8 protein-coding genes are annotated in these 12534 nt (G+C 66.2%); 4 read left to right on the top strand and 4 right to left on the bottom strand.

The genetic code is table 11. The annotated features are described in order from the left end of the window. Positions 1-106: 106 nt before the first annotated feature. The 4 genes from selD to ACFPN5_RS04370 all read right to left on the bottom strand — a co-directional run bounded on the left by selD (position 107) and on the right by ACFPN5_RS04370 (position 5556). Positions 107-1162, bottom strand: a complete 1056-nt coding sequence (gene selD / locus ACFPN5_RS04385; RefSeq protein WP_379780488.1) for a selenide, water dikinase SelD — start codon at positions 1160-1162, stop codon at positions 107-109. Positions 1163-1218: 56 nt separating this feature from the next. Continuing rightward, the gene (senB, locus tag ACFPN5_RS04380) at positions 1219-2211 is read right to left on the bottom strand and encodes a selenoneine biosynthesis selenosugar synthase SenB (RefSeq protein ID WP_379780486.1); all 993 of its coding nucleotides are present in this window, start codon (positions 2209-2211) and stop codon (positions 1219-1221) included. A gap of 149 nt (positions 2212-2360) precedes the next feature. Beyond that, positions 2361-3818: a DEAD/DEAH box helicase gene (locus ACFPN5_RS04375; protein ID WP_379780484.1), complete on the bottom strand. Its 1458-nt coding sequence runs from the start codon at positions 3816-3818 to the stop codon at positions 2361-2363. Positions 3819-4227: 409 nt separating this feature from the next. Beyond that, positions 4228-5556, bottom strand: coding sequence for a transglycosylase SLT domain-containing protein (locus ACFPN5_RS04370; RefSeq protein ID WP_379780482.1), 1329 nt, complete (start codon positions 5554-5556; stop codon positions 4228-4230). Positions 5557-6098: 542 nt separating this feature from the next. On the opposite strand from ACFPN5_RS04370, the gene ACFPN5_RS04365 reads away from it, so the two are divergent. Genes ACFPN5_RS04365 through ACFPN5_RS04350 form a run of 4 tightly spaced genes read left to right on the top strand, consistent with a single transcriptional unit; the run spans position 6099 to position 12407 of the window. Continuing rightward, the gene (locus tag ACFPN5_RS04365) at positions 6099-6665 is read left to right on the top strand and encodes a DUF1415 domain-containing protein (protein WP_379780480.1); all 567 of its coding nucleotides are present in this window, start codon (positions 6099-6101) and stop codon (positions 6663-6665) included. Between the two features lies 1 nt (position 6666). Next, positions 6667-6933 (top strand): DUF1289 domain-containing protein, encoded by a 267-nt coding sequence (locus ACFPN5_RS04360; RefSeq protein ID WP_379780925.1) that lies wholly within the window; start codon positions 6667-6669, stop codon positions 6931-6933. A 4-nt stretch (positions 6934-6937) separates the two neighbouring features. Continuing rightward, entirely contained in the window at positions 6938-10090 is a 3153-nt protein-coding gene (locus ACFPN5_RS04355; protein WP_379780478.1) for an EAL domain-containing protein, read from the top strand. Beyond that, entirely contained in the window at positions 10065-12407 is a 2343-nt protein-coding gene (locus ACFPN5_RS04350) for a xanthine dehydrogenase family protein molybdopterin-binding subunit (protein ID WP_379780476.1), read from the top strand. Before ACFPN5_RS04355 ends, ACFPN5_RS04350 begins: the two co-directional genes overlap by 26 nt. Positions 12408-12534 lie beyond the last annotated feature (127 nt).

Here is a 12534-nt window from a genome sequence, read left to right as displayed (position 1 = left end):
ACAAGTTATTGCTCTACGGATGCAAAAAAAAGGCAGCGCCATGCGCTATGCATGGATCGCTGCCGATTCCAGGGATGTCAGCCCCGGGGCATGGGCGACAAGACCATCAGGCCTGGACCACCACCCGCGGCGCACCCGCCGCCATGCGGCCGATAACCTTCGCCTCGCCAAAGCCTTCGCGTGCAAACAGGGCAAGCACCTCGGCGGCCAGGGCGGCATCGCACGAGACCAGCAGGCCACCCGAGGTTTGCGGGTCGGTCAGCAGCGCGCGCTGCGCCGGCGTGACCGCGTCGGCCAGGGTGACATCGCTGCCGTAAGCATCCCAGTTGCGCCCCGAGGCTCCGGTGAAATAGCCGTCCTGCGCCAGCTGCAGCACACCCGGGAGCAGGGGAATCGAGGCCATGTCGAGTTCGGCCGTGACGCCGGCGCCACGCGCCAGTTCCAGCAGGTGGCCGAGCAGGCCGAAGCCGGTGACGTCGGTCAGCGCATGCACCCCGGCCATGTCGGCCAGCGCCTTGCCCGGCTTGTTGAGCTTGGTGGTGTTGGCGATCATGGCGGCGTAGCCGTCCGGCCCCAGCGCATCTTTCTTCAGGGCGGCCGAGAGCACGCCCACGCCCAGGGGTTTGCCCAGGATCAGCACGTCGCCGGCCCTGGCATCGGCATTGCGCTTGACCTTGCTCGGGTGCACCAATCCCAGCACGACCAGGCCATAGATCGGCTCGACCGAATCGATGGTGTGGCCGCCGGCGATCGGGATGCCCGCTTCGGCGCAGATCGATTCGCCGCCGCGGATGATCTCGCCGATCGTCTCCAGCGGCAGCTTGTTGATCGGCATGCCGACCAGGGCCAGGGCCATGATCGGAGTGCCGCCCATGGCGTAGACGTCGGAAATGGCGTTGGTGGCGGCGATGCGGCCAAAGTCGAACGGGTCGTCAACGATCGGCATGAAGAAGTCGGTGGTGGCGATCAGCGCCTGCTCGTCGTTGAGCTTGTAGACGGCCGCATCGTCGGCGGTCTCGATGCCGACCATCAGTTGCGGCGGCACGGGAAAGCCTTTCGAGCTCTTCAGGATCTCGGCCAGGACGCCTGGCGCAATTTTGCAGCCGCAGCCGCCGCCGTGCGAGAAGGAAGTCAGTTTGATGGGCTGGTCTGGGGCATTCATGTTCGGTTCCACTTCATGTTGGTTTCTCAGTTCTCAGGGCAGCGGGACCGCCGCGATTACAGCTTATCCGGCAGCTTATCCAGCAGATTATCCACCAAGTCGCAGAGTGCCGCTTGCTCGGCCGCCGGGGCGAACAGCGGGGCGCGCGCTGCGCACTGGGCGCGCAGCTGCGCGTCGAACGCCGCGTCGCCGGCGCAGCGGTCGATCAGCTGGGCCAGCGCGGCCGCGTCGCCGGGAGGGAAATAGCCGGCATAGTCCATGCCGAGCATGCCGCGATTGCCTTCGATGTCCGAGGCCAGCACCGGCACGCCGCTGGTGACGGCCTCGATGATGACGTTGGCGCCGCCTTCCATGGTCGATGCGATTACCATCGCATGCGAGCCTGCCAGGCGCGCCCGTGTTTGCGCGTGGGGCAGGGATCCCAGCCACCCGTAGCGGGTGTTCGCTGTCGCTGTTGCGCGGGCGGCCGCTTCCAGGGCCGGGTCGAGCGAGCCGCCGATGTGCAGCAGGCGCACGCGTGGATTGGTGACCAGCGCGGCGCTGCGCATGAAAGTCAGCGGGTCTTTCTCGGGGCGCAGGTGGCCGATCATGCAGATGTCGAGGTGGCGCTCTCCCGGCCCGTCCCCGGTCGGCGCCAGCATCGGCGCCGATTGGTAGATCACATGGGCTTTCGCCCGCAGCGGCGCGGGCAGGCGCGCCAGCGCGGCTTCCTGCAGCACCACCAGGGCGCTCGCACGCTCGAGTGAGGCGCGCGCCTCGTGTGAGGTGTCGATGTCGCGGTACAGGTCGGTACCGGTGAGGACCAGGATTGTCGGGCGTTCAGGGAAAGCGTTGGTAAAGGCGGCCAGCGAAGCGGCCGAGCGGCGCGCGTGGAGGGCAATCAGGAGGTCGGGCGCAGCTGCGGGGCCGGTGTCCGCCGTCCAGTTCCCGGATACCTCGACCATGCAAGGCCCGCGCAGGAAATGCGCCCAGCGGCTGGCGGTTTGCCAGTTGCCGTTGTTGTCGCGCGCGCTGGCAGGGCTGACGATGGTGATGCGGGGGAGAGTCATGCGGTACGGGACGGGGCGGGTCGGTGGGAGGCGATTATACGGCGTGTAGGCGCAGGGGAGCGGGCGGGAGGCGACGTAGGTCGGTGCGAAACCCTCGGGCGAAAAAAAACGGCTGCCGAAGCAGCCGTTCTTTCATCACACTTCAACGATCAGTTATCGCCAAAGCTGCGGCGGGCGCCGTCCGCCGAACGCGGGTTGCTGCCGCGGTAACCGCCACTGCTGCCTTCGCGGCGTGGGGCGCCTGCGCTTGGGCCGGTGCGGAAGCCTTCGCGTGGTGCCGCGTCGCGGCTGTAGCCACCTTCACGCGGTGCCGCTGCAGGCTTGCTGAAGCTGCGCTGGCCTGGCTTGGCGGCGCTGCGGCCGTCGCCCGGCTTCCAGCCGCCTGGACGGGCGCCGCTGCGCGCTGCCGGCGCCGAACGCTTCGGCTCGAAACCGACCACCACGTCGACCGGGATGCTCTGCTTGGTGAAACGCTCGATGCGCTTGACGTTCATGCCTTCGGCGTGGTTCACCAGCGAAATGGCAAGACCATTGCGGCCGGCGCGGCCGGTACGGCCGATACGGTGCACGTAGTCCTCAGGGAACTTCGGCAGGTCGTAGTTCACCACGTGGGTGATGGTCGGCACGTCGATGCCGCGGGCGGCGACGTCGGTTGCCACCAGCACGCGCACCTGGCCGCGGCGCATGCTGTCCAGGGTGCGGTTACGCGCGCCCTGGTGCATGTCGCCGTGCAGCGCAGCGGCTGCGAAGCCGGCGATGTTCAGGCGGTCGGCGATGGTGTCGGCGTCACGCTTGGTGGCGGTGAACACCACGGCCTGGTCCATCGACTCGTCGCGCAGCAGGTGGTCGAGCAGGCGGTTCTTGTGCGACAGGTCGTCGACAAAGTGCACGCGCTGCACGATGTTCTCGTGACGCTGAGTGCCGCTGGCGATCTGGATCGTCATCGGGTTTTTCGTGATGCGACGTGCCATGGTGCCGACGACGCCGTCGAGCGTGGCCGAGAACAGCATCGTCTGGCGGCTGGCGGGCGTTGCGGCAACGATCTTCTCGATGTCTTCAATGAAACCCATGTCCAGCATGCGGTCGGCTTCGTCCAGCACCAGGATTTCCAGTTCGGAGAAGTCGATCTTGCCCGAATCCATATGGTCGATCAGGCGGCCTGGGGTTGCCACCAGGATTTCAGGGTTCTTCGACAACAGTTGCATCTGCTTCGGGTAAGGCATGCCGCCCAGGATCGAGACGGCGCGGATACGGCGCATGTAGCTGCCGTATTTTTCGGTCGCGGTGGTCACCTGCAGCGCCAGTTCGCGGGTCGGGGTCAGCACCAGCATTTTCGGCTTGGCTGCGCTGAAACGGACGCGCTCACCGCGTGGACGGGACGCGTCCTGCGCAGGGGCGGCTGCCGGCTCGGCGCTGACCAGCTTGTGCAGGGCCGGCAGCATGAATGCCGCGGTCTTGCCGGAACCGGTTTGCGACGAGACCAGCAGGTCGCGCCCTTCGATGGCCGCTGGAACGGCTTGCTCCTGGACCGGGGTCGGGACGGTGTAACCGGCTTCGTTGACTGCTTTGACGATCGTGGCGTGGAGGCCTAGTGCTTCAAAACTCATTGTTTGCTTTTCTTTCGGTAGTGATCAGCGCTCGAACGTTTACGAGCGCGAAATAGCAACGCGAACCAACAGAACGAAATGACTCAAAAATGAAAGAAATTTCGGCACAAAAGCTTTGCGCCGGGACGGTGTCAAAGGATCGACACACAGGGCGGGAGGGCTTTATGGAGGGCTGCCGGAAAATGGCAGGCCTGGGTTGCGATGCTGCTTGTTGTACTTCTCATGTGCTTGCTGCTGCGGCGACTTGGTGTCGGTTATTGCAGCGCACAAACGACACTATACTCTAGTTTGGGAATGCTTGCACGAGGCCGTCGATTTGAGGCAGCGCAAAGTGAACGCAGGAATAGTGGGTACGGCAGGCGGGAGGAAGAGAAACCTGCCGGCCCCGTGGGGGCCGGCAGCGAGCTACTTAACGATGCTTGCGACGGCTGTTGGTATTGCGCGAGACGCGCGACTTTGACGAGGCCACGGCCTTGGTCTTGAAGCGCTGGGTACGCGCGCCGCTGCGCTTTTCGCCGCGGTCCGCTTCGAGCGCCATCACGGCGCTGTCGACGATGTTGTCGGCGATGTCCGAGTGCAGCGACGACGAGGTCTTCGGCACCAGGATGGTCGAGCCGGCTTTCAGGCGGGTCTGCGCCGGGATATTGTTGGCCTGGCGGATGACTTCCGGCGTGGTGCCGAACTTCGAGGCCAGCGACGCGATGCTTTCCTTGGCGCCCGTGATCTTGTGCGTGGTCCAGGTCGAGAGCGTCTTGCCCCAGGACGCCAGGTTCACGTGGAATTTTTCGGCGTTTTTCTGCGGCAGCAGGATTTTGGTCCGCTCGCCGGTAATCACCGGGCGATTGAACTGCGGGTTGAGCGCCTTGAACTCGTCTTCCGACATTTCCGCCAGCTGGGCGGCAATGGCCAGGTCGATGTCGCTGGTCTTGTCGACCGTCGTGAAATAGGGCTGGTTGTCGATCACCGGCAGGACCACGTTGTACTGGCCCGGGTTGCCGACGATGTTCTTGACCGCCTGCAGCTTCGGCACGTAGTTGCGGGTCTCGGCCGGCATCAGGTCGGCCAGGCTTTCGAAGTCGGTCGGCTTGCCGAGCGCCTGGTTTTTCTTGATCGCCTTCTGGACGTTGCCTTCGCCCCAGTTGTAGGCGGCCAGGGCCAGCTGCCAGTCGCCGAACATCGTGTACAGGCGCTGCAGGTAGGTCAGGGCGGCGTCGGTCGAGGCCAGCACGCCGCGGCGCTCGTCCTTGAACATGTTCTGCTTCAGGTTGTAGTCTTTACCCGTGCCCGGCACGAACTGCCAGAGGCCGGCCGCGCTGGCGGTCGACAGGGCCTGCGGGTTGAAGGCCGATTCGATCACCGGCAGCAGCGCCAGTTCGGTCGGCATGCCGCGCTTTTCGAGTTCCTGCACCACGTGGAACAGGTAGGGCGATGCACGGCCCGAAATGCGTGCCATGTAGTCGGGTTTCAGGCTGTACGACTTGGTATGGCGCTCGACCAGGCTGTTGCTGATGTCGGGAATGGCGTAGCCGCTGCGGATGCGGCCCCAGACGTCGGTTTCCTTGTACTCGTCGACTTTCAGCGACACGGTACCAAGGGCGGCACCCCCGTTGACAGCCGAACGCGCGACGGCAGCGCTTTGCAGCGTGCTGCTCGGCGCGGTGTCGATGGCGTGGGCGAGGGGAGCCGAGAGCAGGAAGCCCAGCGCGGCAAGGATCGAGGTCGAGCGGATGATGGTCATGTCGTACTTGGCCTTCCAGTGTTGCGTCCAGGAACTACGGGACTGGTGATCAGGAGGGAGTGTAAGGAGGCTCCGTCTAAGCAGTCAAGCAATAATCCCGGCCGGTTACAAATTTTCTTGTCTATCCTTTTTGCCAACACGTAATTATTTTGATAATGCGCTGTGGGGGTATGCCGCCAAATTGCTTCACATTCATAGGGTAAATGTCGCGTTTTAAAGCATACTCAGCCGGAGTATGCGAAGCATGGCCTCAAATATACGTTCTCAGCGGAAACAACTCATCCATTCGGCAGTCTTGTCAGGTCATCAATAAAGCAGCCGTGTCCGGCCCGTGCCCTGCGAAATTCCAAATTACCCCTCACGAATGGATGACCTATGAGCACACGCAAACCTTGCGTACAATTCAAACTCGCGTCCAACAAAATCCCTACGGCGGCGTTGCACTCGTCTCGCCGTACCGGCGTACTGTCTTCGCCGGTGCGCCTTGCCCTGGGAATTTTGTTGAACGCTCTCGTACCAAGCGTTCATATTGAAAGCAGCTCATGACCATCAACCCCAATGCCGACGACGACGCGATCGTCGCCGCCACCCGCCGCTGGCTGGAAAAGGCCGTCATCGGCCTGAACCTGTGCCCGTTCGCCAAGGCTGTCTATGTAAAAGAGCAGGTGCGCTATGTCGTCTCGCCTGCGCGCACGCCCGAGGCGCTGCTCGAGCAGCTGATGGACGAGCTGCAGCACCTGGCGGACACGCCGGCGGAGAAAATCGACACGACCCTGCTGATCCACCCTTTTGTGCTCGACGACTTCCTCGACTACAACGAGTTCCTCGACGTCGCCGACGCCGCGGTGGAAGACATGCAGCTCGACGGCGAGCTGCAGGTCGCGAGTTTTCATCCGGACTACCAGTTCGCCGACACGGACAAGAACGATATCTCGAATTTCACCAACCGGGCGCCGTACCCGATCCTGCAGCTGCTGCGCGAAGACAGCATCGAGCGCGCGGTCGAAGCCTTTCCGGACGCCGAGGAAATCTTCGAGAAGAACATCGAGACCATGGAACAGCTCGGCCATGAAGGCTGGGACAAGCTCGATGTCGGACCAGCGCGCTGATATGGACGAGACCTCGCCGGGACCGGCTCCAGGGGAGCCTGTCCCCGCTCGAGCTGTCGGGGCGCTCCCGCAGCGCCCTGTCGGCCCGCTCCCGCAGCGGCCCGACACACCCTGCGTCGCCGTCTGCTCGACTACCTTCGACGACATCTGCCGCGGCTGCGGGCGCACCGTAGCCGAAGTGGCGCACTGGGTGTCGATGGCGCCGGAGCAGAAGGAGATCGTGTGGCAGCGCATCCTTGCGCAGGGCTACCCGCGCCGCAACACCTGAGCCCATGCCCCGGCCTGACCTGCGCGGATTGAGTTCGAGACTGACCCGGTTCTACGCCAGGTCGGTCTACGGCGCCATGCTCGTGGTGATCGTCGGCGGCCTGGTGGTCCCGGTGCTGGTGGCTGGCTACGTCCTGCTGGTGGTGCAGGAACGCGAGGCGACCGTCGCCGAGCTCGACGAAACGCTGCAGCGCAATGCCGACATCCTCTCGTTCGGCATGCAGGAGTCGCTGTGGGACATGAATACCGACGCTGCGCGCGCGCTGGTCGATTCGGTCATGCGCGACCCGTCCGTGGTGCGCGTCCAGGTCGTCGGCGCGCAGGATACGACGCAGTACAGTTCGTTCATGGACGTGCGCGCCGCCGCGCGCCCGCTCGGCAGGGTGGTGCACGCCACGCGCGGCATCGAAGTCCAGGGCGAGCGCATCGGCCAGCTGCGCATCGAGATGGACGACCTGCTGCGGGTGCAGGCCCTGCACCGCAAGCAGCGCAATTACGCGCTGGTGCTGGCGGTGCAGGTGCTGGTGTCGCTGGCGCTGATCCTCGCTTTCCTGCGGCGCCGCCTGCGCATGCCGCTGCGCAGGCTCACCGGCTTTTCCGACCGCCTCTCGCGCGGCGACTTCGACACCCCGCTGGTGATCGAGGCGCCCGGCGAGCTGGGCCGGCTCGGCACCCAGATGGAGCGCATGCGCGTGGCAATCCGCGGCCTGTTCGCCGACATCGCGCAGCGCGAGGAACAGTTCCGCACCATCGTCACCCAGGTGCCGGGCGCGGTGTTCCGCGCGCGTCCGGGCGGCGCCATCGATTTTGTCAGCGACGCCATCCTCGGCATTGCCGGCGTGCCGGCCGCGCAACTCATGAAAGGCACCACCGAGGACTGGTCGAACATGATCGTTCCCGAGGACCGGGGCCTGCAGCGCCAGGTCACGCGCGAAGCGCTCCAGTCCGGGAACAGCTACGAAGTCGAATACCGCATCAATGATGCCCGCGGCGGTGAGCGCTGGGTGCTGGAAAGCGGCCAGCCGCAGCGGGTGCCGGGCGAGGGGGGCGCCTGGGTCGACGGCATCATCTCCGACATCAGCGAGCGCAAGGACAATGAAATGCGCATCGCCGCGCTGCTGGCCGAGCAGGGCGCCATCCTCGACAACGTCATGTTCGGCGTCGTATTCACGCGCGAACGGCGCATCGTCTCGGTTAACCGCCGCTCGGAAGAGCTGTTCGGCTACCCCGGCGGCAGCCTGGCCGGCAAGCCGGCCTCCATCCTGTTCGTGAACCACTCCGAGCATGCCGCCGCCGTGGATCATTTCTTCCCGATCCTCGCCAGCAGTGGCGACCCCAGCCACGAGCGCCAGTTCCGGCGCCGCGACGGCAGCCTGCTGTGGTGCCTGGTGAGCGGCAGTTCGATCGATCCCGGCCATCCGGAAGCGGGCAACATCTGGGTGTTCGCCGACATCTCCGAGCGCAAGGAAGCCGAAGAGAAGCTGCGCTTGTCCGCCACCGTGCTCGAGCACATCGCCGACGGCGTGATGGTGGTCGACGTCTACGGCACGATCGTGACCGTGAACCCCGCCTTTACCCATATCACCGGCTGGTCCGCGGACGAAGTCACGGGCCGCCCGTGGAGCGTCACGCGCAGCGCGAACAATGACCCGGACCTGTTCTGGGGCATGTGGAACCAGCTCAGCGACACCGGCTTCTGGCGCGGCGAGCTGTCGAGCACGCGCAAGGACGGCGAGCCCTGGCTCCAGTGGCTCACCGTGTCCACCGTGCGCGACAGCGCAGGCAAGGTTGCCCATTACGTCGGCGTCTTCAGCGACATCACGCGCCTGAAGCAATCGCAGGACAAGCTCGACTATCTGGCCCACCACGACCCGCTGACCGCCTTGCCGAACCGCCTGCTGTTCCAGGACCGCCTGCTGCACGCCATCGGGCGCGCCACCCGCGAAAGCCAGCAGCTGGCCGTCATGTTCATCGACCTCGACCGCTTCAAGAACGTCAACGACACGCTTGGCCACCACGTCGGCGACGAGCTGCTGAAACAGGTCGCGACGCTGCTCGCCGCCCGCCTGCGGGAAGGCGACACCCTGGCGCGCCTGGGCGGGGACGAATTCATCGTGCTGCTCGAGAATGTGGCCGGCAGCTTCGGCGCGCGCCAGGTGGCCGGGAAGATGATGGGCATGTTCGAGCAGCCCTTCCTGGTCGCCGGCCACGAGCTGTACGTCACCGGCAGCATCGGCATCGCCCTGTTCCCGGACGACGGCATCGATGCCAACCTGCTGGTGAGGAATGCCGACGTGGCGATGTACCAGGCCAAGTCGCGCGGGCGCAACGGCTACCAGTTCTACGCGCCCGACATGGATGGCGAAGGCGTCCTGCGCCTGCGCATGGAAGCGCTGCTGCGCCGCGCGATCGAACGCGGCGAAATCTTCCTGCATTACCAGCCACAGGTCGATATTGAAAGTGGGCGCCTGATCGGCGTCGAGGCACTGGTGCGCTGGACGAATCCCGAGCTGGGATCGGTCAGCCCGGTGCGCTTCATCCCGATGGCCGAGGAGACCGGCTTCATCAACCAGATCGGCGAATGGGTGCTGTTGGAGGCCTGCCGCCAGATGGGACGCTGGGACGAAGCGGGCCTGGTGGTGCCGAAGATGGCGGTGAACCTGTCGGTGCGCCAGGTCGAGCGCGGGGCGATGGCGCCGCAGGTGGCCCGGGTGCTGGCGGAAACGAGCCTGGCGCCGCACCGCCTGCAGCTGGAAGTGACCGAGTCGGTCATCATGAACACCGGCGACGCGCTCGCCTTCGTGCACGAGCTGCACGCGATGGGCGTGGGCCTGGCGATCGACGATTTCGGCACCGGCTACTCGTCGCTGGCTTACCTGAAGCAGTTGCCGGTGGACGTACTGAAGATCGACCGCAGCTTCATCAAGGACATCGCGCTCGATTCGGACGACGAGGCGATCGCGATCGCGATCATCCAGCTGGGCAAAAGCATGCACTTGTCGGTGATTGCCGAAGGGGTCGAAACCGAAGAGCAGGCGGCCTTCCTGCTGCGCCACGGCTGCACGCGCGCGCAGGGTTACCTGTACGGCCGGCCGGTGGCGCCGGGCGAGCTGCTGCAGGAATGGGGACAGGATGAGCGTCGAAACACGGTCGCCTGACGCGGTGTCGAGCGGCACCGGCGCCAGCTCCGGCACCTCGCGCAGGCGCCGCTTCCTGCTCGGCGGCCTGGTCGCGGGCGGCGCGCTGCTGGTCGGCTGGGGCATGCGCCCACCGCGCCAGCGCCTGCACACCAGCCTGCCCCTGGAGGTGGAGGCGGGCGTGGTCGCCCTCAACGGCTGGGTGGCGATTGCGCCCGACGGCACGGTCTCGGTCGTGGTGCCGCGCAGCGAAATGGGGCAGGGCGTGCACACGGCGCTGCCGATGCTGGTGGCCGAGGAGCTCGATGTGCCCCTCGCGAAGGTCGCCATCATGGCCGCGCCGGTCGACAAGATCTTCGGCAACCTCGCCGTGCTGCGCGAGAACCTGGCCTTCCACCCGGACGAGCGCGGCAACGTGAAAGACGGCACCCAGTGGATGCTGGGGAAGATCGGGCGCGAGCTGGGCATCATGTTTACCGGCGGCTCGACCAGCGTGAAGGACGCCTGGCAGCCGATGCGCGAAGCGGGTGCGGTGGCGCGCGCGATGCTGGTGAAAGCGGCGGCCGACGAATGGAAGTCGCCAGCAGGCGATTTGCGTACCGAGGATGGTTTCGTGATCCACCGCGATGGCCGGCGCGCCTCGTATGGCAGCCTGGCAGCGCGCGCGGCGCAGGTCGGCGCGGGAATCGACGTGGGCGACGTGCGCCTCAAGGAACCGTCCGCGTTCCGCCTGATCGGCAAGCCGCTGCCGCGCCGCGATACGCCTGCCAAAGTGGACGGCTCGGCGCTGTTCGGCATTGACGCGCGCCCGCCCGGCCTGCTGTACGCAGCGCTCAAGATGTCGCCGGTGCTTGGCGGCGCGGTGGCCTGGTTCGATGCCTCGCAGGCGAAGTCGATGCCGGGAGTGAGCGCCGTGGTCGATGTGTCATCCTCGCTGGGCCCGTATGCGGGCGCCGGCGCGGGCGTGGCCGTCGTGGCGCGCAGCTGGTGGCAGGCAAAGCTTGCCGCGGCGGCGCTGGTGGTGCGCTGGCATGAACATGACAGTGCGGGCCTGTCGACGGAGTCGATCTTCGCCGGCTTTGCCGCCGCGCTCGACAACGAAGCGGGCTACGCCTATTTCGAGTCCGGCATCCGGGACGTGGCCGGTGTCGCCAGAACGGTGACGGCCGAATACCGCGCGCCCTTCCTCGCGCACGCGGCGATGGAGCCGGTCAACTGCACGGCCCAGGTGGCAGGGGGCAAAGTGCGGCTGTGGGCCTCGACCCAGGTGCCGAGCATCGCCGTGGACGTGGCGGCGAAAGTGGCCGGCGTGGCGCGCGAGGACGTGGCGATCGAAGTCATGCTGCTGGGCGGCGGCTTCGGGCGCCGGCTGGAAGGCGACATGGTGGCGCAGGCGGTGGCCGTGGCGCTGCGCACGGGCGGCCAGCCGGTGCAGCTGATCTGGACGCGCGAGGACGACACCACGCACGACGTCTACCGCCCGGCGGCGCTGGCGCGTTTCGGGGCGAGCCTGGACGCCCGGGGGCGCATCCTGGCCTGGGACAACAAGTCGGCCAGCGGCGCCATCGCCCACCAGTACTTCCCGCGCAACCTGGGCCTGCCCGGCATGGGGCGGGACAAGACCACGGCCGAGGGTGAGTACGACATGCAGTACGAGATCGCGAACCGGCGCAGCGCGCACGTGATCGTCGACAGCGCGGTGCCGCTCGGCTACTGGCGCTCGGTCGGCCACTCGCACAATGCCTTCTTCAAGGAGGCCTTCCTCGACGAAGTCGCGCATGCGGCAGGGCAGGACGGCGTGTCGTACCGGCGCGCGCTGCTGGCGCAGCATCCGCGCCACCTGGCGGTGCTCGATGCGGCGGTCAAGGCGGCGGCGAAGGGGGCACCCGGGATGCCAGCGGGCCGTGCCCATGGCGTGGCCCTGCACCAGTCCTTCGGCAGCATCGTCGCCCAGGTGGCCGAGGTGTCGGTGGAGGGCGGGGAGATCCGCGTACACCGGGTCTGGTGCGCGATCGACTGCGGCATCGCGGTCAACCCGAACATCGTCGCCCAGCAGATGGAGTCGGCCGTGGTGTTCGCCCTGTCGGCGGCGCTGGGCGGCGAAATTACGATCAAGGACGGCCGCGTGCAGCAACAGAACTTCGGCGACTATCCGGTGTTGCGGTTTGACCGCGCGCCGGTCGTCGAGACCATCATCGTGCCGAGCGCAGAGCCGCCCGAAGGCGTGGGCGAACCGGGCGTGCCGCCGCTGGCGCCGGCGGTGGCCTCGGCCGTGTTCAAGCTGACCGGGCAGAGGCTGCGCAGTTTGCCGCTGCGGCTGGGGCAGGCTGCCGCCTGAGCTGCACCGTCGGCATCTGCAACCATTCCTGCATTTCTGCATATCTGCCGCCTGCCGCCATTTCCTTGGCGAGGCTGGTTTCGCGATTATTAATATTTCCTAAAGGCTAGCGAACACATCTCTATTA

It is taken from the genome of Massilia niabensis, assembly GCF_042655085.1.
Taxonomy (GTDB): domain Bacteria; phylum Pseudomonadota; class Gammaproteobacteria; order Burkholderiales; family Burkholderiaceae_D; genus Telluria; species Telluria niabensis.
The sequence above is the reverse complement of the archived record's forward strand: the minus strand, read 5'-3'. Positions and strand labels throughout refer to the sequence as shown.

Excerpts from the sequence above, each read along its gene's own strand:
- ACFPN5_RS04355 (WP_379780478.1), top strand. The coding sequence starts at position 6,938 with ATGCCCCGGCCTGACCTGCGCGGATTGAGTTCGAGACTGACCCGGTTC.
- ACFPN5_RS04375 (WP_379780484.1), bottom strand. The coding sequence starts at position 3,818 with ATGAGTTTTGAAGCACTAGGCCTCCACGCCACGATCGTCAAAGCAGTC.
- selD (WP_379780488.1), bottom strand. The coding sequence starts at position 1,162 with ATGAATGCCCCAGACCAGCCCATCAAACTGACTTCCTTCTCGCACGGC.
- ACFPN5_RS04350 (WP_379780476.1), top strand. The coding sequence starts at position 10,065 with ATGAGCGTCGAAACACGGTCGCCTGACGCGGTGTCGAGCGGCACCGGC.
- ACFPN5_RS04365 (WP_379780480.1), top strand. The coding sequence starts at position 6,099 with ATGACCATCAACCCCAATGCCGACGACGACGCGATCGTCGCCGCCACC.
- senB (WP_379780486.1), bottom strand. The coding sequence starts at position 2,211 with ATGACTCTCCCCCGCATCACCATCGTCAGCCCTGCCAGCGCGCGCGAC.
- ACFPN5_RS04360 (WP_379780925.1), top strand. The coding sequence starts at position 6,667 with ATGGACGAGACCTCGCCGGGACCGGCTCCAGGGGAGCCTGTCCCCGCT.
- ACFPN5_RS04370 (WP_379780482.1), bottom strand. The coding sequence starts at position 5,556 with ATGACCATCATCCGCTCGACCTCGATCCTTGCCGCGCTGGGCTTCCTG.